At 66.4% G+C, this 25075-nt stretch carries 26 protein-coding genes and 2 tRNA genes; 21 read left to right on the top strand and 7 right to left on the bottom strand.

All coding sequences use genetic code 11. The features are described from left to right. Nucleotides 1–89: 89 nt before the first annotated feature. The 4 genes from AM590_RS15665 (at nt 90) to AM590_RS15680 (ending at nt 5631) form a co-directional block, all read left to right on the top strand. A complete protein-coding gene (locus AM590_RS15665) occupies nt 90–1715 on the top strand; it encodes a COG1361 S-layer family protein (protein ID WP_058828287.1) in 1626 nt (541 codons plus the stop codon). A 21-nt stretch (nt 1716–1736) separates the two neighbouring features. Further along, on the top strand, nt 1737–4214 hold the full coding sequence (locus AM590_RS15670) for an RND family transporter (protein ID WP_058828288.1): 2478 nt from the start codon (nt 1737–1739) through the stop codon (nt 4212–4214). Nucleotides 4215–4426: 212 nt separating this feature from the next. Then, nucleotides 4427–4894: a zinc ribbon domain-containing protein gene (locus AM590_RS15675; RefSeq protein ID WP_058828289.1), complete on the top strand. Its 468-nt coding sequence runs from the start codon at nt 4427–4429 to the stop codon at nt 4892–4894. Between the two features lie 20 nt (nt 4895–4914). Further along, nucleotides 4915–5631 (top strand): TetR/AcrR family transcriptional regulator, encoded by a 717-nt coding sequence (locus AM590_RS15680; RefSeq protein ID WP_058828290.1) that lies wholly within the window; start codon nt 4915–4917, stop codon nt 5629–5631. 27 nt (nt 5632–5658) lie between these two features. On the opposite strand, the gene AM590_RS15685 is transcribed toward AM590_RS15680, so the two are convergent. Then, on the bottom strand, nt 5659–6009 hold the full coding sequence (locus tag AM590_RS15685; protein ID WP_058828291.1) for a co-chaperone YbbN: 351 nt from the start codon (nt 6007–6009) through the stop codon (nt 5659–5661). 206 nt (nt 6010–6215) lie between these two features. On the opposite strand from AM590_RS15685, the gene AM590_RS15690 reads away from it, so the two are divergent. The 14 genes from AM590_RS15690 (at nt 6216) to AM590_RS15755 (ending at nt 13657) form a co-directional block, all read left to right on the top strand. Continuing rightward, nucleotides 6216–6300, top strand: a tRNA-Ser gene (locus AM590_RS15690). A gap of 23 nt (nt 6301–6323) precedes the next feature. After that, nucleotides 6324–6827: a 30S ribosomal protein S13 gene (locus AM590_RS15695; RefSeq protein WP_004969358.1), complete on the top strand. Its 504-nt coding sequence runs from the start codon at nt 6324–6326 to the stop codon at nt 6825–6827. Continuing rightward, complete coding sequence (locus AM590_RS15700) at nt 6824–7351, top strand: 30S ribosomal protein S4 (protein ID WP_004043028.1); 528 nt, start codon at nt 6824–6826, stop codon at nt 7349–7351. The genes AM590_RS15695 and AM590_RS15700 overlap by 4 nt, the downstream gene beginning before the upstream one ends. Then, on the top strand, nt 7348–7740 hold the full coding sequence (locus AM590_RS15705; protein WP_004043027.1) for a 30S ribosomal protein S11: 393 nt from the start codon (nt 7348–7350) through the stop codon (nt 7738–7740). The genes AM590_RS15700 and AM590_RS15705 overlap by 4 nt, the downstream gene beginning before the upstream one ends. Nucleotides 7741–7746: 6 nt before the next feature. After that, entirely contained in the window at nt 7747–8526 is a 780-nt protein-coding gene (locus AM590_RS15710) for a DNA-directed RNA polymerase subunit D (RefSeq protein WP_004061327.1), read from the top strand. 144 nt (nt 8527–8670) lie between these two features. Then, nucleotides 8671–8755, top strand: a tRNA-Leu gene (locus AM590_RS15715). A gap of 26 nt (nt 8756–8781) precedes the next feature. Further along, complete coding sequence (locus AM590_RS15720) at nt 8782–9132, top strand: 50S ribosomal protein L18e (RefSeq protein ID WP_004043025.1); 351 nt, start codon at nt 8782–8784, stop codon at nt 9130–9132. Beyond that, complete coding sequence (locus AM590_RS15725) at nt 9129–9566, top strand: 50S ribosomal protein L13 (protein ID WP_004974520.1); 438 nt, start codon at nt 9129–9131, stop codon at nt 9564–9566. Before AM590_RS15720 ends, AM590_RS15725 begins: the two co-directional genes overlap by 4 nt. Continuing rightward, a complete protein-coding gene (locus AM590_RS15730; protein WP_004043023.1) occupies nt 9560–9958 on the top strand; it encodes a 30S ribosomal protein S9 in 399 nt (132 codons plus the stop codon). Before AM590_RS15725 ends, AM590_RS15730 begins: the two co-directional genes overlap by 7 nt. A gap of 12 nt (nt 9959–9970) precedes the next feature. Beyond that, on the top strand, nt 9971–10165 hold the full coding sequence (locus AM590_RS15735) for a DNA-directed RNA polymerase subunit N (protein WP_004061330.1): 195 nt from the start codon (nt 9971–9973) through the stop codon (nt 10163–10165). Further along, nucleotides 10162–10338: a DNA-directed RNA polymerase subunit K gene (locus tag AM590_RS15740; protein WP_008094957.1), complete on the top strand. Its 177-nt coding sequence runs from the start codon at nt 10162–10164 to the stop codon at nt 10336–10338. The genes AM590_RS15735 and AM590_RS15740 overlap by 4 nt, the downstream gene beginning before the upstream one ends. A gap of 4 nt (nt 10339–10342) precedes the next feature. Further along, the gene (gene eno, locus AM590_RS15745; RefSeq protein ID WP_004974537.1) at nt 10343–11542 is read left to right on the top strand and encodes a phosphopyruvate hydratase; all 1200 of its coding nucleotides are present in this window, start codon (nt 10343–10345) and stop codon (nt 11540–11542) included. Further along, entirely contained in the window at nt 11539–12321 is a 783-nt protein-coding gene (rpsB, locus tag AM590_RS15750) for a 30S ribosomal protein S2 (protein ID WP_058828292.1), read from the top strand. The genes eno and rpsB overlap by 4 nt, the downstream gene beginning before the upstream one ends. Nucleotides 12322–12496: 175 nt before the next feature. Next, nucleotides 12497–13657: a rhodanese-like domain-containing protein gene (locus AM590_RS15755; RefSeq protein ID WP_058828293.1), complete on the top strand. Its 1161-nt coding sequence runs from the start codon at nt 12497–12499 to the stop codon at nt 13655–13657. 57 nt (nt 13658–13714) lie between these two features. Here AM590_RS15755 and AM590_RS15760 read toward each other — a convergent pair whose 3' ends face one another. Beyond that, complete coding sequence (locus AM590_RS15760; protein WP_058828294.1) at nt 13715–14533, bottom strand: VOC family protein; 819 nt, start codon at nt 14531–14533, stop codon at nt 13715–13717. A 110-nt stretch (nt 14534–14643) separates the two neighbouring features. Between AM590_RS15760 and AM590_RS15765 the strand changes: the two genes are divergently transcribed. Next, nucleotides 14644–15606: a zinc-dependent metalloprotease gene (locus tag AM590_RS15765; RefSeq protein WP_058828295.1), complete on the top strand. Its 963-nt coding sequence runs from the start codon at nt 14644–14646 to the stop codon at nt 15604–15606. Nucleotides 15607–15873: 267 nt separating this feature from the next. Here AM590_RS15765 and AM590_RS15770 read toward each other — a convergent pair whose 3' ends face one another. Further along, nucleotides 15874–16101 (bottom strand): hypothetical protein, encoded by a 228-nt coding sequence (locus tag AM590_RS15770; RefSeq protein ID WP_058828296.1) that lies wholly within the window; start codon nt 16099–16101, stop codon nt 15874–15876. A 100-nt stretch (nt 16102–16201) separates the two neighbouring features. Further along, complete coding sequence (locus AM590_RS15775; protein ID WP_058828297.1) at nt 16202–16780, bottom strand: hypothetical protein; 579 nt, start codon at nt 16778–16780, stop codon at nt 16202–16204. 122 nt (nt 16781–16902) lie between these two features. Here AM590_RS15775 and AM590_RS15780 point away from each other — a divergent pair, with 122 nt between their 5' ends. Continuing rightward, complete coding sequence (locus AM590_RS15780) at nt 16903–19557, top strand: AAA domain-containing protein (RefSeq protein ID WP_058828298.1); 2655 nt, start codon at nt 16903–16905, stop codon at nt 19555–19557. Nucleotides 19558–19581: 24 nt separating this feature from the next. Here the strand turns inward: AM590_RS15780 and AM590_RS15785 are convergent, their stop codons facing one another. After that, nucleotides 19582–22338, bottom strand: a complete 2757-nt coding sequence (locus AM590_RS15785; protein ID WP_058828299.1) for an ATP-dependent helicase — start codon at nt 22336–22338, stop codon at nt 19582–19584. A gap of 102 nt (nt 22339–22440) precedes the next feature. Here AM590_RS15785 and AM590_RS15790 point away from each other — a divergent pair, with 102 nt between their 5' ends. After that, nucleotides 22441–23187, top strand: a complete 747-nt coding sequence (locus AM590_RS15790) for an MBL fold metallo-hydrolase (RefSeq protein ID WP_058828300.1) — start codon at nt 22441–22443, stop codon at nt 23185–23187. Between the two features lie 12 nt (nt 23188–23199). Here AM590_RS15790 and AM590_RS15795 read toward each other — a convergent pair whose 3' ends face one another. Both AM590_RS15795 and mvk read right to left on the bottom strand, forming a co-directional pair. Then, complete coding sequence (locus tag AM590_RS15795; protein ID WP_058828301.1) at nt 23200–23946, bottom strand: isopentenyl phosphate kinase; 747 nt, start codon at nt 23944–23946, stop codon at nt 23200–23202. Further along, nucleotides 23943–25001, bottom strand: a complete 1059-nt coding sequence (mvk, locus tag AM590_RS15800) for a mevalonate kinase (RefSeq protein WP_058828302.1) — start codon at nt 24999–25001, stop codon at nt 23943–23945. Before mvk ends, AM590_RS15795 begins: the two co-directional genes overlap by 4 nt. Nucleotides 25002–25075: the final 74 nt, after the last annotated feature.

Consider the following 25075-nt stretch of genomic DNA (forward strand, 5'->3'; position numbering starts at 1 on the left):
GGCGTGGACGTACGACCGCGTTCGTCTCTCCCCCATCCCCACCGGCGGACGCGATTCAACATCCGCACCCCACCACCCCTCTACACTCCATGAAACTCTCACGTGCACTCGTGGTCTTGCTGGTCGTCTTGGTCGCCGTACCGAGCCCAGCGATGGCCGGTATCGTCGGCGAACCGAACCTTCAGGCGTACGCGCCGAGCAACAAACTCGTTCCCGGGCAGGAGACCTCCCTGAATGTCGTCGTAACTAACTACGGCGGCGACAGCGAATACCGGAAGTTCTCCTCGGCCGAAAGCGCCGCGTCGCTGAGCGACCAGCAGCGCTCGGCGCTCGAAGCCCAGGTCAAATCGACGCGGAACGTCAGGCTCACACTCGAATCCGGTGACGCGCCGGTCGAGGTGAACACCGCGACACTCCCGGTCGGCGACATCCCGCACGCGACCCAGCGGGACGCCTCGTTCTCCGTCTCAGTCAAGGAGAACGCCACGCCGGGGACCTACGAGATGACGCTCGTCGCGAAGTACGAACACGACTCGTCCGTCCGCGACGACGGTGACGTGCAGAACGAAGAGGAGAACACCGAAGAGATTCCCGTGACCGTCGTTGTCGAGCAGGCCCCGCGCTTCGAGGTCGTCTCCGTGAACACGACCGCGCAGGTCGGCGGCAGCGGGACGACCACCGTCACGATGCGCAACGTCGGGACGCTCCCCGCGTTCGACTCCTCCGTCACCGCGACCTCGCAGAACCCCTCGATAACGTTCGGTCAGTCCGCCTCCGCGACTCGGTACGCCGGTTCGTGGGGCGTCAACGAGACGCGCCGGATCGAATACGAGACGAGCGTCGCGTCCAGCGCCGCCGTCCAGCAGTACGCTCTCTCGCTGGGGGTGAGCTACGAGGACGAAGACGGCGTCGCCAAGCAGTCGAAGAATATCGCCACCGGCGTGAGGCCGGTGGCCGAACAGGAGTTCTCCATCGACGCCGAGCAGTCGACGCTCCGCGTCGGCCGCGAGACCACCGTCAGCGGAACGCTCACGAACGACGGCCCGCAAACGGCTCGCGACGCCGTGCTCACTATCTCCTCGAAGTCGCCGAACACGAACATCAAGGAGACCGAGTACGCGCTCGGAACCCTCGGAGTCGGCGAGTCCTCGGACTTCTCGTTCTCGGTCGAAGTGACCGACTCTGCGGACGCCGGCCAGCGGCAACTGAGCTACACGGTTGAGTACCGAAACTCCGAGGGCGACACCCAGCAGTCGAAGTCTCTCCTGATGAACGCCGAGGTGAAACCAAAGCAGAACCTCTTCGGCGTGACCACGAAGAACGGGAGCATCGAGGCGGGCGGCTCGCAGACCGTCACGCTCGTCGTGACCAACAACGGCGACGAGACCTACCGCAACATCGACGCCAAAGCCTTCGCCGACAGCCCGCTGACGCTTACCGACGACACCGCGTTCATCCAAGAACTCGGCCCCGGCGAGTCAACCGAGATTCCCCTCGAACTGAGCGTCGGTTCCTCGGCCAACCCGAAGGTCTACTCCTTCGACATCGACTTCCAGTACGAAAACGAGGACGGCGAGCGCAAGCTCTCCGACCAGTATCCGGTCGCTATCGACGTCACCGAAGCGAGTGGCGGCGGCGGCCTCTCGATGCCCCTCGTCGGCGGTCTCGTCGTCGTCGGACTCGGCGTCGTCGGCTTCCTCTGGTACCGCCGCTAACCGCCCCACTTTCCCCCCACAATGATAGACTACGAAGTGTACGTCGACCGCCTCGGCGGGTTCATCGTCGAGAACCCCGGGAGAGTCGTGGCGCTGTTCTTCGTGCTGACGCTCGTCTTCGGGGCCGGACTCGGAAACATCTCGACCGACTCCGGCACCTCGCAGTTCACCGAGGACTCGCCCGCACAGGAAGCCCTCGACGACGTCAACCGGGAGTTCTCACCCGCGTTCGAGACGAGTTCGGGGAGCACCCAACTCATCCAACGGGACGATAACGTCCTCTCGAAACCGGCGATGCTCGACATGTTGCGGCTCCAAGAGCGCATCTTGAGCCGGCCCGACCTCCGGGCGACCTCCGCGTCGAGCGTCGCGTCCACGGTCGCCCAGACGCTCGACCCGTCGGCGACGACCATCGACGAACAGATAGACGCGCTCGAATCGGCCTCGCCAAGCGAGGTCCGCGCCGCGGCCAAGCAGGCGACCGCGAGCCCGCAGGTCTCGTCGCTTCTGAGCGACGACTTCAACCGCCAGTCCGTCGAGGCCTCCTCGACCATCGGCGTCGTGAGTCACGAGGTTCCCGGCCTCTCGTCGAGCGCCGGCACCTCCGGAACCAGCCCGATGACGGGCATTCAAGAGGAGATTCAAACGATGACTTCCGTCTCGGACAGCGACATCCGCGTGTTCGGGAGCGGCATCATCTCCAGCGAGTTGGGCAACGTCATCGCCGACTCGCTCTTACTCGTGGTTCCGGCGGCGGTGCTCCTCATCTTCGGGTTCCTCGTCGTCGCCTACCGCGACCCCATCGACCTGCTCCTCGGCGTCGTCTCGCTCATCATCGCCGTCGTCTGGACGTTCGGGTTCATGGGCCTCGCGGGTATCGCGTTTAGCCAGATGCTCATCGCGGTGCCGCCGCTGTTGCTCGCGGTCGGCATCGACTTCGGGCTTCACGCGGTGAACCGCTACCGCGAAGAGCGCGTCAAAGACCTCGCGCCGGTCCCCTCGATGCGGACCACCATCAAACAGCTCTCGGTCGCGTTCTTCATCGTCACCGGCACGACGGTCCTCGGGTTCCTCGCGAACGCCACGAGTGACCTCGCGCCCATCCGCGACTTCGGTCTCGTCGCGGCGGTCGGCATCATCTTCACGTTCCTCGTCTTCGGGGTGTTCCTCCCCGCGGCGAAGCTCTACGCGGACGAACTCCGCGAAAAGTACAACGTCCCCGAGTTCGCCTCCCAACCCCTCGGAAGCGAGGGCGGCCTGCTCGCGCGGGTCCTGTCGGGCGGCGTCATCATCGGTCGGAAGGCCCCGCGGGCGTTCCTCGTGGTCATCCTGCTCACGACGGTCGTCGCCGGCGCGTACGGGACCGGCGTCGATACGACGTTCTCCCAGGAGGACTTCCTTCCGCCGGAGGACCAACCCGCTTACCTCCAACAGCTCCCAGAGCCGTTCAAACCCGGCGTCTACACCGTCACGAAAGACCTGAACTTCCTCGAAGACAACTTCGAGAGCACGCAGGGTGACAGCGTGACAATATACGTCGAGGGACAGTTACGGCAGGACTCGTCCCTCGAGATGATTCACCGCGCCGGCGAGGACCCACCGGAGTCGTTCGTCACCGACGACCGGCGTGCGGAGACGACGAGCATCGTCACAGTCATCCAGAGCTACGCGGAACAGAACCCTGAGTTCGCCGCGCTCGTCGCCCGGAACGACGCCGACGGTAACGGCGTCCCGGACGACAACCTTGAGACGATATACGACGAACTCCTCAGTTCGCCGGTCTCCGACCAGGCGTCGTCGTACATCACAGAGGACTACCGCAAGACTCGCGTGGTCTACACCGTTGAGGGCGACGCCACACAGGACGCCATCGTCGCAGACGGGAAACTCGTCGCTGAGCGTCTCCGTATGGACGCCACGGCGACCGGGAGCACCGTCGTCTTCAAGGGAGTCTCCGACACGATCTTCCTGTCGGCCATCGAGAGCCTCGCCGTCGCGCTCGCCGCGACCGCGCTGTTCCTGGTGTTTATCTACCAGATGCTTGAAGGACAGTGGACGCTCGGCGTGGTGAACCTCGTGCCAATCATCGTCTCCATTGCGCTCCTCGCCGGGACGATGCGCTATCTCGGCATCCCGCTGAACGCGTTGACGGCGACGATTCTCGCTATCGCCATCGGGCTGGGCATCGACTACTCGGCCCACGTGGTCCACCGGTTCGCCGACGAGTACAACGCCGAAGGCCACGACCTCGACGAGGCGCTTCGGCTGACCGTCGGCGGGACCGGGGGTGCACTCACCGGGAGTATGCTCACCACGACCACGGGCCTCGGCGTCCTCGCCATCGCCATCACCCCCGTCCTCGGACAGTTCGGGGTCGTGACCGCGCTGAGTATCTTCTACTCGTATCTCACCGCGCTCCTCGTCACGCCCTCGGCCATCGTCCTCTGGGAGCGGTTGACCCAGCAGGACACCGCCACCGCGGCACCAACGTCCCCCTGACGCATCGCCTTCCAACCCCCACGCTGACGCACCGCCTTCCCAAATTCAGTTTGCCCCTGCCCCGGCCCCTACGCCCGCATCGCTCGCAAAACAGCCCACACGGTCGAAACGAACGCCAAACAGCCCACGACGAATCGCACGCGACCCGCCCACGACTCCCACGACACACCACGAACGGAACCCTCATGAGCGAGAATCAATCGAGTCCACGTATGTCCGCACTCACGAAGGTCCGCCCCTGGCTCGCCGCGATACTCGGGCTGGCGATTACCGGACTCGGCCACCTGTACCTGCGGCGCTGGCGACGGGCCGCGATGTGGGTGCTTCTCACCCTCGCGGTGTCCGCGCTGTTCGTCCCCCCGGAGGCGCTCGAATCGCTGTCCAACGCCGGGACGATGCCGCCGTCGGAGTTCGTATCGATTCTCACCGAACTGCTTCCCATCCTCGCGGTGAGCCTCGTGAGCGTCCTCGACGCCTTCTTCCTCGGCCTACAGCAGGCCGCCGAGCGGGCGGCGCGCTCCGCCGCTGACGACGTCGACGCCGCCGACGGCTCGGTGGCGGCCGTTTCCGACGCCGAGTCGGACGAGGCCACGTGCCCCGAATGTGGCCGCGAGGTCGACGCCGACCTCGATTTCTGCCATTGGTGTACCACCCGCCTCGACGAACCAACTGACGACTGAGAACCCCAACGAGACACATCATGGACGACGACCGAATCGACACCGGCCGAAGCGAGACCGAGCAGGCGATTATGGACGCCACGCTCCGGGCGCTCGCGAAACACGGCTACGCCGACCTCTCGATAAAGAACATCGGCACGGAGTTCGAAAAGAGCACCTCGCTTCTGTACTACCACTACGAGAACAAAGACGAACTCCTGCTCGCGTTCCTCGACTACATCATCGACCTGTTCGTCGAGACCATCGACCCGGAGGCCGACGACCCCGACACCGAGCTTCGCGACTTCGTCGAGTACGTCCTCCCCCCGGAGGGTAACCTTTCGACCTGCGAGTCGGTCCCTTCCGGCGTTCCGGAGGTGGTCGCGGACAACGGCAGCGTTGACCCGTTCCAGCGGGCCATCTTCGAACTCCGCACGCAGACCGTCCACGACGAGCAGTACCGAAAGAAGTTCCGGCGCATGGAGACGCACATGGTCGAGACGGTCGCGACGCTCATCGCTCGGGAGATGGAGTCGGGTCACTACCGCGAGATGAACGCCGAGATGATGGCCGAGAATCTGATGGCCTTCCTCTTTCGGAGCCTGGACGTGCGCGTCACCGGGACGCGGCTCGAATCGGCGTACGCGATGCGCGACTCGGTGTACTTCCTTCTCGACAACGTGATGCCGAAAGGGAGCCACCCGGGCGAGGCCGCCGCGCGAGACGCCGACGGTAATGACGCGGACTACGACGCGTAACCCGCGTCGCCGCGCCGAACAAACTCCTTATCGCTCGTCGTTCTCGACGAAGTCCACTACCGCCTGTGCCCCCTGGAAGCCGTCGGCGAGGCGGTCGACGAGTTCGCCGTCCTCGAACAGGAGGAGCGTCGGGACGCTCCGAATCGTGTATCGCTCTGCGATCGACATGTCCGTTTGCGGATTTATCATCGCGACGACTACGTCGGTCGCCTTCGCGACGTTGCCCAGCACCGGCTCGATGCTCTGGCACAGCGTGCAGCCCTTAGTGTAGATGTCGAGGAGGACGCGGTCGTGCTCGTCAACGAGGGCGTCGAGCTCCTCGGCGGTCTCGATCCGGACCGGCTTCGTCGCCTCGGTAGCGGGCTCTGTCGAACTCATTGACGAGAATACGTAACCGTAGTTATTATGATTTTGGTGAGATTGTGTACCACACCACAATTCGGCAGCGAGCGACGGTGACTCGGCCTGTCACGCGAGGGGGCTTTCGTGATGTTTAAGTAATGCCCCCGTCTCGTAACGGATGCAATCGATGTAGGGGAATGTCGTCCCCGAGTCCGGAAGGGCGAAACTAACACGACCGAAGTGTTGCGGTAGCCAAGCCTGGCCCAAGGCGCTGGGTTGCTAACTCAGTGGCGTCAAGCCCCCGGGGTTCGAATCCCCGCCGCAACGCTCACAACACGACTTCCAAAGTCATGAGTGCAGAAGAACCACAGGACGGCTCTCCGGAGGAGGAAGAGGACCTCCGTTACTTCATCCGAATTGGTCAGACCGACCTTGACGGAACGAAGACGGTAGAGCGCAGTCTGACGGACATGAAGGGTATCGGCAAGCGCACAGCGCGCATCATCGCCGACGCCGCGGAAGTGAACCGAACGGCGCTGTTCGGTAAGCTCCCCGAAGACGAGATCGACTCCGTTGTCGATGTCGTCGAGAACTTCGAGGACCACGCCCCCGAGTGGATGGCAAACCGACGGAAGGACTTCTTCTCCGGTGAGACCGACCACATCACGGGTTCGGACCTCGAAGAAAAGCGGCGGCATGATATCAACCGCATGAAGATGATCAGCTCCTACAAGGGCGTTCGACACCAGCGCGGCCAGAAGGTTCGCGGCCAGCGGACGAAGTCCACTGGACGTACCGAAGGCACCATCGGTGTCAACGTCGAGGAGATCAAGGAGGCGCAGGCTGAAGAATGACGACGGGTAACAACACCAAGTTCTACGAGACCCCGAACCACCCGTTCCAGGGCGAGCGTATCGCGCAGGAATCGGACCTCCTCTCTCGGTACGGTCTCAAGAACAAGGAAGAACTCTGGCGCGCGCAGTCCGAACTGCGCAACCTCCGCCGCGAGGCGCGACGCCTCCTCGGCGAGGCCCAGGGTGACGTCGAAGAAGCCGAGTCGCTCGGTGCCGAGTTCATGGCGCGCATGCGCCGCTACGGCATCCTCTCTGCGGAGGACGACATCTCCCAGACGCTGCGTCTCGACGTGACCGACATCCTCGAACGTCGGTTCCAGACGGTCGCCTACCGCAAGGGGCTCGCACAGACGCCCCAGCAGGCCCGTCAGTTCATCGTCCACGGTCACGTGACCGTCGACGGTGCTCGGACGACCGTCCCCTCCCGCAAGGTCGAGGTCGACGAAGAGGACACCGTGGCGTTCGACGAGACGTCGAAGCTCGCGGATGAACTGCACCCTGAGCGCGCGGAGGCCCAAGAATGAGCGAATCCGAAACCGGTGACAAGTGGGGCATCGCCCACGTTCACGCATCGTTCAACAACACGCTCATCACGGTGACTGACATCACGGGCGCCGAGACGATCGTCAAGTCGTCCGGCGGTTCCGTCGTCAAGCAGAACCGTGACGAGGCATCTCCGTACGCGGCCATGCAGATGGCAGAGAGCGTCGCCGACCAGATCAAGGCGGCCGGTATCGCCGGTCTGCACGTCCGCGTCCGCGGTCCCGGTGGCAACGGTAACAAGAGCCCCGGACCCGGCGCACAGGCAACGATTCGCGCCCTCGCTCGCGCCGGTCTCGAGATCGGTCGCATCGAGGACGTGACGCCGATTCCGCACGACGGAACTCGCGCGCCGAAAAACAGCCGACTCTAACACACCATGGTAAACGACTTCCAGGTCGAGTTCATCGAACGCGAAGACCGACGCGCCCGTTTCGTCGCGCGCGGTCTGACCCCGGCGCTAGCCAACGGTATTCGCCGGGCGATGGTCGCCGACGTGCCGACGTTCTCCATCGACACCGTTCGGTTCGTGGAGAACACCTCGGTCATGTTCGACGAGATGATCGGGCTTCGTCTCGGTCTGGTTCCGTTGACCACGCCTCTCGATGACTTCGAGCCCGGTGACACCGTCACCGTCGCGCTCGAAGTCGACGGGCCGGCAACCGCCTACTCCGGGGACATCGAATCCGCGGACGACATGGTCGTCCCGGCGGACGAGAACATCCCCATCATCGAGCTGAAGGAGGGCCAGCGCCTCGAGTTCGAGGCCGACGCCGTCCTCGGCTACGGAAAGGACCACGCCAAGAACCAAGGCGGGGTCGCCGTCGGCTACCGACACCTCCAGCGCGTGGAGGTCGTCGGCGACGCCGGCGAGTTCGATGAACAGGAACCGAACATTCTCCGCGGCGTCATCGAAGAGGCCGCGGCGGAGCACGCCGAGGGGGACGCCGAAGACGGCGACCTCGTCGCGACGGAAACGTTCGGGAACGACCTGACGGAGCGGTACCCCGGTAAAGAGGTCGAAGTACACGACGTGCCCGGAGCGTTCGTCTTCAGTGTGGAGACGGACGGTTCGTTCGACGTCGACGAACTCGTGACCCGCGCTGTCGCCTCCTTGGGTGACCGCGCGGCCGAGCTCGAAGAGAAGGTCGCACTGTAAGAATGAATACTGCCCCGTCTCAACACCGACGTTCGCCCGCCCCACGAGGGGTTACAGCCACCGATAGCGTGGCGTGTGACTCCCTCACGGCGGCGGGTCGGACCGAAGGTGTTTTTACGGGGCATGAAGTACAGCGGAATGCTTGCAGGGATAGCCAAGTCTGGCCAACGGCGCAGCGTTCAGGGCGCTGTCTCATAGGAGTCCGCAGGTTCAAATCCTGCTCCCTGCACTCCGCTTTCTCTCTGGAGGTAGACAATGAGTAAGACGAACCCGAGACTCAACAGTCTCATCGCCGAGCTGAAGGCGGTCTCGCGTGAGTCCGGTGCCAACGTCTGGCAGGATGTCGCGGACCGTCTCGAAAAGCCACGGCGCACCCACGCGGAAGTCAACCTTGGTCGTATCGAACGATACGCTCAGGAAGACGAGACCGTCGTCGTGCCCGGCAAGGTGCTGGGTAGCGGTGTGCTGCAGAAGAACGTCACAGTCGCGGCCGTGGACTTCTCGTCCACCGCTCGAAAGAAGATCGAGCAGGTCGGCGACACCGTGACGCTAGAACAACTCGCTGAACAGAACCCCGACGGGTCCAACGTACGGGTGATCCGATGAGCCTCGCAGAATTCGACGCAGACGTCGTCGTCGACGCTCGAAACTGCATCGTCGGCCGCGTCGCCTCGGAGGTCGCACAGCGCGCCCTCGCAGGCGAGACGGTCGCCGTCGTCAACGCGGAAGACGCCGTCATCACGGGCTCGGAACAGGACGTGATGGCTAAGTACAGAAAGCGCGTCGAAGTCGGTTCGGACCAGGGTCCGTACTACCCGAAGCGTCCCGACCGCATCTTCAAGCGTGCCATCCGCGGCATGCTTCCGTACAAGAAGCCCCGCGGCCGCGAGGCGCTCTCGAACGTCCGCGTCTACGTCGGCAATCCGTACGACGAAGACGGCGAGATGCTCGAAGACACCTCGCTGGACCGACTTTCGAACATCAAGTTCATCTCGCTCGGAGAGGTCTCCGAGAAGCTGGGTGCTAACGTCACATGGTAACGAACACGTCCGGTAAGAAGAAGACCGCAATCGCCCGCGCCACCGTGCGCGAGGGCGAAGGTCGAGTCCGAATCAACTCCCAGCCGGTCGAGCTGGTCGAGCCGGAGATGGCCCGCCTCAAGATGCTGGAACCGTTCCGCATCGCAGGCGAGGACCTCCGCTCGCAGGTCGACATCGACGTGCGCGTCAACGGCGGCGGCGTGGCCGGTCAGGCCGACGCAGTCCGCACCGCGCTCGCTCGTGGCCTGGTGCAGTACCTGAACGACGCGGAGCTTCGCGACGCGTACATGGAGTTCGACCGCTCGCTTCTGGTCAACGACGTTCGCCAGTCCGAACCCAAGAAGTGGGGCGGACCGGGCGCACGCGCTCGTTACCAGAAGTCCTACCGCTGAGGTGATCTAACCATGATGATTCCCGTCCGGTGTTTCACCTGCGGCACAGTGATCGGCGAACACTGGGACGAGTTCAAAGCCCGTGCTCGCGAGGGAGACGAGGACCCCGCTGACGTCCTCGACGACCTCGGGGTCACCCGTGCTTGCTGCCGGCGGATGATGGTGTCGCACAAGGACCTCGTGGACGTCGTATCTCCCTACCAATGATTCAACGATACAACCGATACGAGAAGGCACGCATCCTCGGCGCACGAGCGCTGCAGGTATCCTACGGCGCGCCCGTACTCGTCGATTCGGAACAGACCGAACCGATATTAATCGCCGCTGAGGAGTACGACGCAGGTGTACTTCCGTTCACCGTCAAACGAGAGGGTAAGTGACAACATGACTCGAATCACATCCGTAGCTCTGCGCCGCGTGCTCGACTCCCGTGGGAACCCGACGGTCGAAGCCGACGTGCTCACCGAATCCGGTGGGTTCGGTCGCGCTGCGGCCCCGAGCGGGGCGTCCACCGGCGAGTACGAGGCAATCGAACTGCCGCCGACCGAAGCCATCGCCGCCGCGCGGCGACACGCCGTTCCCCGACTCGTGGACGAGGTCCACGCGGGCAACCAGCGCGAGGTCGACGCGACGCTCCGCGCCGCAGACGGCTCCGAGAACTTCTCGGAAATCGGCGCGAACAGCGCGGTCGCCATCTCGATGGCGGCCGCGAAGGCCGGTGCCGACGTGCTCGGTGCACCCCTGTACCAGCACCTCGGCGGCGCGTTCCGCGGCGACAACTTCCCGACGCCGCTCGGGAACGTCATCGGTGGCGGTGAACACGCCAAGGAAGCGACGAACATCCAGGAGTTCCTCGCCGCGCCCGTCGGCGCGCCGAGCGTCTCCGAAGCCGTCTTCGCCAACGCGAAGGTCCACGCCCGCGCGTCCGAGATTCTCGACGAGCGCGGCGTGCCCGCCGCGAAGGGCGACGAGGGTGCGTGGGCACCGCCGGTTTCGGACGCCGACGCGTTCGAAATCATGTCCGAAGCGGTCTCCGACGTCGAGGACGAACTCGGCTTCGAGATTCGCTTCGGCCTCGACATCGCGGCCTCGGAGATGTTCGAAGACGGCGTCTACCACTACGGTGACGAGACGAAGACGACGGACGAGCAGATCGACTACGTCGCCGAGATGGTCGACGAGTACGACCTCGTCTACGTCGAAGACCCCCTCGACGAGAACGACTACGAGGGCTTCGCGGAACTCACAGAGCGCGTGGGCGACCGCACGCTCATCTGCGGTGACGACCTGTTCGTCACCAACGTCGACCGTCTGCAGGACGGCATCGACGTGGGCGCCGCGAACTCCATCCTCATCAAGCCGAACCAGATCGGGACGCTGACCGACGCGTTCGACGCCGTCGAACTCGCCTCCCGAAACGGGATGGACGCCGTCATCTCTCACCGCTCCGGTGAGACGGAAGACGCGACCATCGCACACCTCGCCGTCGCAACCGACGCGCCGTTCATCAAGACTGGCACGGTGCAGGGCGAGCGAACCGCCAAACTGAACGAACTCATCCGCATCGCGGACGACGCAGTATGAGCGACAACGAAAACGACGCGGTGGAGGTCGCCGACGAGGAACCCGAGACGGAGACCGAAGCGGTCACCGAGACGGAACCCGCCGAGGCCGCCACCGAAGACGAGACAGCAGAGACCGCTGAGGCGGCCGACGAAGCCGCCGAAGCCGAAGAAGCAGAGCCGGAACCGGCCTTCGACGAGGACGTTATGCCCGACGAAGACGCCGACCTGCTCATCCCGGTCGAGGACTACCTGGCCGCCGGTGTCCACATCGGTACCCAGCAGAAGACCAAGGACATGGTCCGGTTCATCCACCGTGTCCGCGACGACGGGCTCTACGTGCTCGACGTCAGCCAGACGGACTCGCGAATCCGCACCGCCGCGGACTTCCTCGCGAACTACAGTCCGGAGCAGATTCTGGTCACGTCCTCGCGCCAGTACGGTCGCTTCCCGGCCGAGAAGTTCGCCGACGCCGTCGGCGCTCGAGCCCGCACGGGCCGCTTCATCCCGGGAACCCTGACGAACCCCGACTACGCCGGCTACATCGAACCCGACGTGGTCGTCGTCACCGACCCGATTGGTGACGCGCAGGCCGTCAAGGAGGCCATCACGGTCGGCATCCCGGTCATCGCGATGTGCGACTCCAACAACCAGACGTCGAACGTCGACCTCGTCGTCCCGACGAACAACAAGGGTCGACGCGCGCTGTCGGTCGTCTACTGGCTCCTCGCCAACGAGACGCTCGACCGCCGCGGCTCCGACACCGTCTACGCCCTCGAAGACTTCGAGGCCGAACTGTAGTCCGGGACGACCTTTCGATTCGACTTTTCTGACGCCCGCCCGGTGAGCGGCGGCGCTTTCGCCCGATTCGATGCAGTCACGACGCCGCCGACCGCGCGTCGGGTCGATGCCACGCGAGACCACAGACCCGAGTCCGCCACAAACGGTTTTGTGCGTTGTTCCCATAGCTAACCACATGAGTAAACTCCTCCACCAACTCACCGTGACCGAACTCGCGGACCGACTCGACGCGGGTGATTCGTTCACCGTGGTCGACACGCGACCACCGGAGAGCTTCGACGCGTGGCACATCGAGGGCGCGGTCAACGTCCCGTTCCACCCCGTCGACGGACTCGGCGGCGACTGGGACTGGGACCGCGTCGACGACCTCGCCGAGGAAGGGCCGGTCGTCGCCATCTGCGGGAAAGGGCTGTCTTCGACGTCGTTCGGCTTCGAACTCGCGGCGCGGGGATACGACGAGGTTGAGGTCGTCAAAGGCGGCATGGAGGACTGGAGCAAGCTGTACGAGGTGGTCGAACTCGACACCGGCAACGACGACTTGTTCGTCGCGCAGGTCCAGCGGCGCGCGAAGGGCTGTCTCGGCTACGTCGTCGGCTCGCGGTCGGCCCGCGAGGCGGTCGTCGTGGACCCGACCCGGCAGGTCCACGAGTTCGAACTCGTCGCCGCTGACGCCGGTATGACGGTCTCGGGTGTGCTCGACACGCACGTCCACGCCGACCACGTCTCGGGCGGCCGGGCCCTCGCCGACCGACTCGGCGTGCCGTACTACCTCGGTTCGGAGGCGACGGACCGCGACGTCGAATACGAGTTCACCGCGCTCGACGACGGCGAGACGCTGGCCGTCGGCGACTACGATATCGAAGCGATTCACGCGCCGGGCCACACCTCGGACATGACGAACTACCTCGTCGACGGTCGGTTCCTCTGCACCGGCGACACGTTGTTCGTCGAGTCGGTCGGCCGGACGGAGCTCCAGTTCGGCGACGCCGACGCGGCGACGGGCGCGGAACTCCTCTACGAGACGCTCCACGACACGCTGTTGTCGCTCCCCGACGAGACGCGCGTCCTCCCCGGGCACGTCTCAGTCGGGACGGACGGGCGCTACGGCGTCGCCGCACCGGGCGAACTCGTGAGCGCGACCCTCGGCGACCTGCGCGCGGACCTCGACCTCCTGTCGATGGACGAGTCGGCGTTCGTGGACCGCGTGGCCGGGGACACGCCCGAGAAGCCGGTGAACTACGAGCGCGTCATCGCTATCAACACCGGACGGGCCTCGGTCGGCGACGAGGAGGAGGCGACCGAACTCGAACTCGGACCGAACAACTGCGCCGCCTGAGCCGACCGTCGGACTTCTGCTCGCGATTCAGGGCGGTTCGAGTCGGATCGGGGCGACTCAGGGGAGTTCCACCACGCCCAATCGACCTTCGAACAGGTCGTGGTCGAACCACGCCATGTGGCGGTCGCTGTAGCGAATCCGGGGACCGAGCGACAGCGAGTTCCGCGCCCGGTCGAGGTCGGTGACGCCGACGAGGAACGCGCACGGTCCCTCGCCGACCTCGTCGATGCGCTCCCCGAGCGCGCCGCCACCGGGTTCGCACAGGGCGAGTGGCGTGCCGGGAACGGCGGCGAACTCGGAGAACGGGCCGTTGATATCGACCGGCGAGGGGTAGCGGTGCCGCCGGGCGAACAGCGCCGCGGTCGTCTCGCGGTCCCGGGTGGCGACGACGACGGTTTGGAGTCCGCGAACGGCGGCGTTTCGCGCGGCTTTCGGGACGCGGTAGCTCCGCGGGGTGCGGTCGCGGATGAAGAAGGGAAGTCGCTGGTCCGCGCCTTCGAAGCACATGTCCCACTCGACGAGGCGGCCGTCCGGCCGGGCGCGGGAGGCCTCGTGGGGGCCGTCGACGGGGAGGCCGGCATCGATGGCGCTTTTGGCGGTGGCGGCGGCGTCGTCGGTCTCCAGACACCACGATGCGGGGCCGGCGTCGGTCGCGAGGTGGTCTGGCCAGAAGCCAGCGTCTTCGGCGTCGGTCCCAAGCGTCGGCGCGATGAGTTCGAGGTACGACCCGTCGGGGAACGGGACGACGGCCATGTGTGTCGTTCCAGTCCCGTGTTCGCCGCCGTACGTCGGCGTGAGACCGACCTCGTTCGCGGCCGCCCGAAGTTCGTACAGTTCGGTACCACCGAACGCGACGTGGTCGATGGTTCGGTCCATACGCTCCCCACGTCAGACTCGGTATAGTGTTTAGGGGCGTCGTGTCTGCGAATCAGAGGGTTCGTTCCGCCCGACCGAAGCGTTTTGCGTCCGGCCCACCACGATACCGTATGAACCTCTTTCGGAGCGTCAAAGCGGTCGCGGACGCTTCGGCGACCGGCTCCGGCACCATCGACTGGGACGCCGTCGCCGAGGCCGCAAAAGCCGCGACCGACCCCAGTTCGCTCGACCTCTCGGAGGCGGAGCGAGCGGGGTACGCCGCGGACGTTCGCGACGCGCGCGACCGCCTTTCGACCGTCGCCGAGGTGGAGTTCGACGTGCCCGAAGTCGTCGAAGTCCAGAACCGACACCACTGGATAGACGCGAACGTGGCGACGTTCCGCCGGGTGATGCTCCCGTTCGAGGAACACGGCCCCGCGCTCCTTCCCGGTGTCACCCGCGCCGTCAACACCGGTTCGTTCGCCTTCGTCCTCTCGTTCCTCGGGAACAACGTCCTCGGGCAGTACGACCCGCTGCTCCTCGCCGAGGGCGACGACGACCACGGCCTGTACTTCGTCCACCCGAACATCCGCCGGGTCGCCGACAGCCTCGACGTGGACTACCCGCGGTTCCGCCGCTGGATTGCCTTCCACGAGGTGTCCCACGCCGCGGAGTTCGGCGCGGCCCCGTGGCTCTCGACGCACCTCGAATCGCGGATGCAACGCGGCGTCGACGCGCTCGTCGAAGGCGACCTCGACCGCGACGCGTTCCGCGAACTCGACACGGCGATGACCGCCGTCGAGGGCTACGCGGAACTGCTGATGGACCGGGCGTTCGACGACGACTACGAGGACCTCCGCCGAAAGCTCGACGAGCGACGACAGGGCGGCGGCCCAGTCGCGAAGCTCGCGCGGCGGCTCCTCGGACTCGGACTTAAGCGCCGGCAGTACGAACGCGGCGCTCGGTTCTTCGAACACGTCGCTGACGAACGCGGCGTCGCGGCCGCTTCGCGGGTGTGGGATCATCCGGAGAACTTACCGACCGACGCGGAATTGGACGCACCCGAGCGATGGATCGCGCGGGTGTCGCCCTGAGGAGACTGCAACTCCATCTTAACATGCGTACCCGATGCCCGAGCCCTGCTCGGGTCGCGTACGTACCTTGGGTAGGACGCTGTGTTGCATCGAAGGCCCAATTCCGGTGCCCCACAGCGCTCTCCGGTGAATAACCAGGTCATTGCCCCTGCCCTGGTTACCGGCGAAAGCCCCTCCTCAGAGGACGGGTATATACTCTGCGATTCGTTCCCATACGGTTAATATGGAATATATATCTGTGTTCGAAATTCACAACAGACGATACGTCTAGCGTCGGTTCACCGCGGTGAACTCCTGGGCCCAGCGGCCCAGATACCACGTGAGGAGCCCGCCGACGGCCAGGCCGGCGAGGAGCGCGATTGCGCCCTGAACGAGCGTCGCTCCGGCTTGGACAGCGACGAGTCCGGCCGACGCGCCGACCAACAGGACGAATCCGATTTTGATTCGATTGTTGGCGAGCCGCGTCTCCTCGTCGCTCATGCTGGAACCGACCATCGTTCCTCCGAAATCACGCCGTTGGGCGGTTTTCGCGACCGCCCGCGGAGTCTATCGTCCATAGCTGTCCATTGGGTTGGGAGGGTTTGAAACCGATGTCTCACTGGAACCCGCGGTCGACGCCGTCGGACTCGATGAGGTCGTCGAGGTCCGTGGACAGCAGTTCGTCAGCGTCGGCGAACTCGTCTGCGAGGTCGTCGAGGCGGTCGGGCCGGGCGTCGAACTCGTAGTCCATCGGGCCGAACGCCGGACTTTCGAGCGCCTCCATCACGTCGGTGAAGAAGTCGTCGGCGGTGGTCGGCGCGTCGGCGTGGACTTTCACAGTTTCTTCGAGTCGCCGCGCCATCGACTCGGCCTGTGACTCATCTTCGGGGGGTCGCTGGACGGCGAACCGGCCGGCGTCGCTCTCGCCGTGCTCGTCACCGCGCCGGTGGGGGAACAGCGGGTCGAGGTCGTCGTCGATGCGACGGGCGACGCGAGCGCCGACGCCGCGGACCTCGTAGGGGTTCTTCGCGTACGTCTTCAGTTGGTAGACTCCGGCGTTTGGGTGGGCGAGAAAGAGGTCCTCGCCGAGGCTCCGTCGCCGGGTGCCCGCGACGGCCCGCCACGCGTCGGGGTCGCGGTCGCGGCCGTCTTCGACGACCTCCGAGAGGATGTCCTGCCAATCTCTGACGCGCATGGTTGGGCGTACCACGCGGGGGAGAAAGAGCGTGACGGTCGGGGGAATTCGTGTACGCGAACCACCACGGGACTCACACCCCACCGACGGCTATTTGGCCGCGCCTCACCGACGGTTCGGACGTGAACCTTCGCGGTCCGCTCGTCGAGGTCGGCGAGCCGCGTGACGTCGAAACGAAGTACGGCGAGCGCTCGCTGGCGGAGGTGACGCTCCGCCCCGAGCGCGGGACCGGAGAGCCAGTCACCGTCACCCTCTGGGGGAAGTGGACCCACGCCGCCGAACACGCCGAGCCGGGCATGGATATCCTCGTCACCGACGCCGAGGAGTCCGAGTACCGCGGCGAGACGACGTACTCGACCGGCTCCGAGTCGTTCGTCGTCGTCGAGCCCGATTTCCTCGTCGACGTGACCGACATCCGCTCGTGGGTGCAGTGCTCGCGGATGTACTACCTGAACAAGCTCTCGGGCATCCCGCTGAACTACCCGGTGGTGAAAGGGACCATCGTCCACGACGTGTTCGGCGACCTCCTCCGCGGCCGCGACCTCGACTCGTCCATCGACGAGCGCATCGACGAGCGCGGCCTCGAACTCGGCCTGCTCGGCCGCGAGGTCGACGAAGTCGCAGACGAGGTGCGCCGCAACGCCGCCGCCATCGAAGGCTGGCTCTCGCAGGGCGTCCTCACGGACGAAGACGAGTGGCGCTCGGAGTACACCCTCATCTCGCCGACGTTCGGCATCAAGGGCCGCGCCGACGCCCTCCGGCGGGGGTCGCCCGTCGAACTCAAGACCGGCAAGAACCTCAACCGCGACCCGCGGTTCCAGGACAAGATTCAGGCCGCCTCCTACGCGCTCATCCTCGAAGAGCGGGGCGTGCCGGTCGACACGGGGACGCTCCTCTACACGAAGAACACGACGCTCGACCGCACCGAGGAATCCGGCGATCTCTCGCCTGCGAAGGACTTCTCCATCGGTCGCGGGCTCCTCGAATTCGTCGTCCGCACCCGCAACGAAATCGCGGCGATGGAACACGACGCGTCGGTGCCGACCGGCTACGAGGTGAACTCGAAGTGCGAGTACTGCTTCGAGAAGGACACCTGCATGGTCGTCTCTGGCAGACTCGACCAGGAGTCGAAAGCCGGCGCAATCGGGCAGCCGGTCCCCGAGGACGAACGCGACTACTTCGACCGGTTCTACCGCGCCGTCGAAGAAGAGCGCCGGGCGGTCCACAACGAGTACCGAAAGCTCTGGGACCAGAGCGCCGAGGAGCGCGCCGACGACGACCGGGCGCTCATCGGTCTCGAACCCCTCGGCCAGACTGAGCGCCCCGACGGCACGTGGGAACTCCGAGCCAAACAGACCGACGACGCGGTGTCGAAACTCCGCGCCGGCGACGTGGCGCTCGCCAGCGACGGCCACCCCGTCGAGGGGCACGCCGAACTCGCGCGCATCGTCGAACTCGGCGACGAGATCGTCGTCACAACCGACGAACCCGTGCCGCTCCGCCGTCTCGACGTGTACCCCTCCGAACTCACCGTCGACCGCTTGCTCACCGCGCTCCACGACGCGGTGCTCAAAGGCTCGCCCGGCCGGAAAGACGTGCTGTTCGGCCGCCGCGACCCCGACTTTTCGGACCGCTCTGCGGGCCGCACGTTCATCGACAACAACGACGCGCAGGACGACGCGGTGCGCCTCGCGGTCGACGCCGACGACCTCGCGCTCATCCACGGGCCGCCGGGGACGGGCAAGACCTACACCATCGCCCGGACCATCCGCGCGCTCGTCGAGGACGGCAACCGCGTCCTGCTTTCGGCCTTCACGAACCGCGCGGTCGACAACGCGCTGGAGGCCCTGCGCGACCAAGGGTTCGAAGATATCGTCCGCGTCGGCACCGAATCGGGCGTCCGCGAGGACATGCAGGACGTGCGTCTCTCACGGAGCGGCGACCCGAACGCGCTCGCCGCCGCCCTCCACGACGCGCCGGTAGTCGCCGCGACCACCGCCTCCTGCGGGTCGCGCGTGATGCGCGAGCAGTCGTTCGACGTGGCGCTCGTCGACGAGGCGTCCCAGATAACCGAACCGGGGACGCTCGCCGCCGTCAATCTCGCCGACCGGTTCGTCCTCGTCGGCGACCACAAACAGCTTCCGCCGGTCGTCCGCGCCGAAAACGACCTCCAGAAATCGCTGTTCCAGCGACTCATCGAGACGTACCCCGACGCCTCGGTCATGCTCGACCGCCAGTACCGCATGTCCCAGCGGATTCAGGCCTTTGCCTCCAAGGAGTTCTACGACGGTGCGCTCCGCCCGGCGACGGGGGCCGTCGCCGCCCAACATCTCCGCGACCTCGGCGTCGACACCGCGGACCTCCCCGCCGAACTCGCGGACCAAGTCGCCTTCGTCGACCCCGACGGCCGGCGCGTCGGCAACACGAACCCCGTCGAAGCCGACCGCGTGGCCGAAGTCGTCGCCGCCTATGAGGCCGCCGGTGTCGACATCGACGACATCGGCGTCATCGCCCCGTTCCGGGCGCAGGTCGCCGAAATCTCCCGCCGAACCGACGCGACCGTGGACACGGTCGACCGGTTCCAGGGCTCCTCGAAGGAGGTCATCGTCGTCTCCTTCGTCGCCACCGGCGAGTTAGACGGCCCGCTGTTCGAGGACCACCGTCGTATCAACGTCGCCCTCACGCGGGCGAAGAAGGCGCTGTGTCTCGTCGGCGACGCCGACGCGCTCGAATCCGACCCGTTCTACGACCGGATGCTCGCGTGGGCGCGGCGGTAGGGCAGCCTCACGACCGATCGACTGTCAGTCCACGTCGATGCCGAGGTCCGCCTCGTCGTCGCCGATTTCGGCCTTGACGCGCTCGTGAAACTCCCGGAGCGCCGCGCTCTCGTCCTCGGCGAGGACCACGTCGCTCGCCGTCAGCGTGGCGAGGCCGAACGCCCGCGGCGTCGGCGACGAGACCTGGTGGCCGACCACGCCCACGTCGCCCGTTTGAATCGCCGCGACCACGTCCTCGATGGCGTCGAGGTTCAGCTTGTCTTCGAGAATCTCGCGGTAGGTCTCTTCCATCACGGCGAACTCGTCGAGGTCCTGCGCGAACGACAGCAGCATCTCCGAGGAGACCTGCTGTTGGGCGGCGGACTTCTCGTAGCCCTTGTAGCGCTTGAGAATCATGAGCGAGCGCGTCGCGTTGATGCGGAAGTACCGCTTCAGGAGGTCCGTCCCGTCGAGGGCGGCCCGTAAGTCGTCCTCGACTTCCTCGGGTTCGAGGTCGCGGAGGACCCCCGCGAGGTCGACCTTGCGGTTGAGCGGCATCGAGAGCGAAAAGCCGTTGTCGGCGACGGCGACCTGTACGTTCGCGTTCGTCCGGCGGGCCGCGTGGTAGGCGAGGAGCCGCGAGAGGCCGTCGTTGAACCGCCGCCCGTAGGTACAGTGGACGTAGAAATGTCGGCGATAGGTGTCGCGGTCGAGTTCGGTCTCCACGACGAGTCTGTCGGGGGTCACCACGCTCTCGGGGCCGGCGTACCTGACCTGCTCGTCGAACATCCGCGTGACGGCGCGGACGCTGTTCTCGTCGAGCGGGAACTCCCGGAGCCACGACCTGACGGCGGGCGCGCCGCCGGCGTCGAGTCGGTCCACGAGGTCGGCCTGAAACGCCGCGAGTTCGCGGCCGAGGTCGTACGAAAGCGGCAGGCGCTCGGAGAACCACGACGGGACCGTCGGGCGCTGAGAGGTGCGGTCGACGTACACCTTCGACCCGCGGCGGTAGCGGTACGCGAAGTGGTCGCCGCCGAGGACGAACACGTCGCCTTTCTCCAGCGTGTCGAGGTAGCCCTCGTCGAGCGTGCCGACCCACTGGTCGGCCCCGCGGACCAGCACGTCGCAGGTGAACGAATCGGGAATCGTGCCGATGTTGGTCATGTAGATGACGCGGGCCATCCGGCCGCGTTTGCCGACGAGGGGCTCGCCCACGGGGTACTCCTCGTAGTGGTGTTCGCCGTCCGGCGGGTCGTTGGTGTCGCGCCAGATCTTCGCGTAGACGTTCTTGTCTTCGAGGCCGTCGTAGTCGGCGGTGAGATAGCGGAACAGCCGCTCGAAGTCGTCGTCTGAGAAGTTCCGGTAGGGGTAGGCCCGACGGAGCGTCTCGCGGAGTTCCGACTCGGGGCGAATGGCGTTGATGGCCATCCCGTACACCTGCTGGGCGGCCACGTCGAAGGCGTTCTCGGGGATGAACACCCGGTCGACGAACCCCGATTCGGCCTTCGAGAGCATCACCGCGCACTCGACGAGTTCGTCCCTGTCGAGGGCGATGACGCGGCCTTCGACCGTCTGGCCGAGTTGGTGGCCGGCCCGGCCGACCCGCTGGAGGAGCGCGGCGACCGACTTGGGAGAGCCGACCTGCACGACGAGGTCGATGTGGGGCATGTCGATGCCGAGTTCGAGGCTCGTGGAGGTGGTGACGACGCGCAACTCGCCCGCCTTCAGCTTCGACTCTATCTCCTGTCTGCGCTCTTTCGAGAGGCTTCCGTGGTGGCAGCCGGAGTTCGACTCGTCGATGTCGTCGAACTCCTCGCGGAGGTTGTGGAGGACGCGCTCCGCGCCCGACCGCGTGTTGGTGAACACGAGCGTGTTCGTGTGCGAGGCGACGAGTTCGTGCAGGCGGTCGTAAAACCGGCTCTGGACCTCGCTTCGGGGCGTCCGAATCAGGTCGTCGGTCGGACACTCCAGTCGGACGTCGAAGTCGCGGACGAACCGCGTGTCCACGAGTTCGTAGTCGCGGGGCTCGCCGCCCTCGCAGCCGACGAGGAACTCCGCGACCGTGTCGAGCGGTTCGACGGTGGCCGAACAGCCGATGCGCGTCGGCGACGACTCGGCGAGGTCCTCCAACCGCTCCAGCGACACCGACAGGTGCGTGCCGCGTTTGTTCTCCGCGAGGCTATGAATCTCGTCGACGACGACGTACTCGACGGTCCGGAGCTTCTCTTTGAACTTCGGCGAGTTGAGCAGAATCGCCAGCGTCTCGGGCGTCGTGTTGAGGATGTGTGGCGTCTCCGAGAGCATCTTCTGGCGGTCCGCAGAGGAGGTGTCGCCGTGGCGGATGGCGTGTTTGATATCCGCCGTCTCGCCGCGGCCCTCGGCGATGTCGGCGATGCCCGAAAGCGGTTCGGTCAGGTTCCGGTGGATGTCGTTAGCGAGTGACTTCAGCGGCGAGACGTAGAGGCAGTACACCGAGTTGTCGAGGCCGTCGGGCGACTCGCGCTCCCGGCGGAACAGCTCGTTGATGATGGCGGTGAAGGAGGCGAGCGTTTTGCCCGACCCCGTCGGCGCGCAGATGAGGGCGTTGTCGCCGTCGTAGATGCGGGGAATGGCCCCGCGCTGTGGCGGGGTGAAAAAGCCGCCGTTGCCGGGGACGAACTCCCCGAACCGGTCGACCCACCACTCCTGCACGGCGGGCTCCAGCAGGTCGAGCACGTCCTCGTCGGCGACCGACACCGACTCGGGGTCGAACTCGTAGTCGCCGCCTCTCGACGCGAGAAGCGAGCGGCCGCGCCGGGTCATTACCTCGGGGTTAGCCTGCGCGGGTATGAGGGTTGTGCCTGTGCCGCGGCGGCCGACCCAGCGAGCACAAGGACTAACGCCGCCGCCGTGGTAGCTCTGCGCATGCGCGTCACGTTCCTCGGAACCGGTAGTGCGATGCCCGTCACCGGCCGCGCCCAGACCGGGCTCCTCCTCGAATCGGACGGCAACGCCCTCCTCGTGGACTGCGGGTCGGGCGTCCTCGCCCGCCTCGCCGAGACGGAGGTCGGCTACGAGGGCGTCTCGTCGGTCCTCCTCACGCACCACCACCTCGACCACGTCTCGGACCTGATGGCGCTCGTGAAAGCCCGGTGGCTCGCCGGGCAGGACCGCCTCGAAATCGTCGGTCCGGAGGGGACCGAAAAACTCGTCGAGGGACTGCTCGACGTCCACGACTACCTCCGAGGCCGCCTCGACATCCAGATTCGGGAGGTCGGCCCGACCGAGTTCGGCGTCGCCGGCTTCGACGTGATGGGGTTCGAGGTCCGCCACTCGATGCCGACGCTCGCCTACCGCTTCAGCAACGAGCGGGGCGAGGCCGACTTCGTCTTCTCGGGAGACACCGAGGCGTTTTCCGCCCTCGGCGACTTCGCCGACGGCGCGAGCGTCCTCGCGCACGACTGCTCGTTCCCGGACGACGTGGACGTGTCGAACCATCCGACACCGTCGCAGGTGGGCGAGGCGCTCGCCGGGTGGGACATCGACTCGGTCTACCTGACGCACCTCTACCCGCACGCCGACCGCGTCACCGACGACCTGCGGGCGAGCGTGAGCGAACACTTCGACGGCGAGGTCCGGGTCGCAAAAGACGGCTTGGTCGTCGAACTCTGAGTTCGGTTCCGACTACTCTCCGCGGATGACGGTCCCCGGCGACTCGCCGGCGACGAACGCCGACAGCCCCTCGGGGCCGAAGACGTGCGCCGGCGCGCCGAGCGCGAGCAGTTTTCTGACTTTCGCGGCCATGCCGCCGGTCACGTCGGTCGAGTCAGACCCGCCGAGCGCGTCAGCCGCGTCCGCGAACGCCGTAATCTCGGGAATCACATCGCCGTCGGCGTCGAGCACGCCGGGAACGGTCGAACAGAGGCCGACGCGGTCCGCACCGAGTCCGGACGCGAGCGACACCACGAGGTCGTCGCCGCTGACGATGGTCGCGCCCTTTCCCGCGTGCGCGATGACATCACCATGGAGGACCGGGACGAATCCCTCGTCGAGCATCGTCTCGGTCGCCGCGAGGGGAAGCGACAGCGAGTCGTCGGCCTCGCGCGCGCCGGCGGAAAGCGGGTGGACCGGCAGGGCCGCGACGCCGCGGTCCGCGAGGGTGTCAAGGACGGCGTCGTTGAGGCGCTTCATCGCGTCGTGGATGGCGCGGACGCCGAGGGCGTCGTGGCTTCCAGACTCCGAGGAGACGCCGTGTTCGGCGGCGTGGTGGTGACCGAAGCTCCCGCCGCCGTGGACGACGGCGACGCGGCCCGACTCGGCGAGGGTCGCGACCGCGTCCGCCGCGGCCGCCAGACCCGCCTCGTCCACCGTCTCCGGTTCGTCCTTGTCGGTGACGACGCTCCCGCCGAGTTTGAGGACGACGAGGCTCACGCCGACCCCTCCCCGTCGGAGTCGCGCTCGGCCTCGGGCGGGACCTCGACTCTGACGCCCTCGGTGGCGAGTTCGGCGCGGAAGGCGTCCTCGCAGCCGGGGGTGAATCGGAGCGCGGTCTGGGTCTCGGGCGTCGGGTCCAAGGAGACGATACAGCCGCCGCCGCCCGCGCCGGTCAGTTTCGCGCCGTACGCGCCGGCCTCGCGGGCGGCCCACACCATCGAGTCGAGCGAGCGAGAGGAGACGCCGAGGGCCTCCAGCAGGCCGTGGTTGAAGTTCATGAACCGGCCGAGTTCGGAGAGGAGTTCCTCGGGCGGTTCGTCGGCGTCGGGGTCCGCCTCGGCGAGGAGTTCCTCACCCCGGCGGACGATGTCGCCAACGGTCGAGACGGTGTCGGCGGCGAAGTCGTACTCCTCGCGGAGCGCGCGGACGCCGGAGACGAGCGCGCCGGTGTCGCCCGCGCCGCCGTCGAAGCCGATGACGAACGGGAGGGGTGGCGCGTCGATGGTCCGGCAGTCGTCGCCCTCGACGCGGACGGCTCCGCCCATCGCGGAGCAGAAGGTGTCGGCGCGGGACGCCTGTCCGTCTTGGACCTCGTGTTCGGCTTGGTAGGCGCGTTCCGCGATTTCGCGGGGCGTAAGTTCGACGCCGAGTTCGCGGGTCGCGGCGTCGATGCCGGCGACGACGACGGCCGCGGAGGAGCCGAGGCCGGCCCCGAGCGGGATGTCGCTTTCGACGGTGATGTCGAAGCCGGCGTCGGGCGCGTCGGCGGCGTCGCGGGCCTGGTCGACCGCGGCGTCGATGTAGCCCATCGCAGCCTCCACGAGCGGTGCCGGAACGTCCACGTCGGGCCGGTCGCCGGTCGAGCCGCGGTACTCGACGGTGAAGCCGTTGAGACTCAGGTCCTCGGCGCGGACGCGGACGTGGTCGTCGTCACGGGCGGCGACGGTGACGGTCGCCCGGCGCTCGACCGCGCAGGGGACCGCCGGTTCGCCGTAGACGACTGCGTGCTCCCCGAACAGGTACACCTTGCCGGGAGCGCTCGAAACGGTCATACCCCGGAGTTGCTACGGGATTCGCTTAAGGGTATCCGACCGCGGTCGAACCCGGCGGTGGTCGGCGGTGAAGG

Origin of the sequence: Haloferax sp. Q22 (genome assembly GCF_001482285.1) — an archaeon.
Classification (GTDB): Archaea; Halobacteriota; Halobacteria; order Halobacteriales; family Haloferacaceae; genus Haloferax.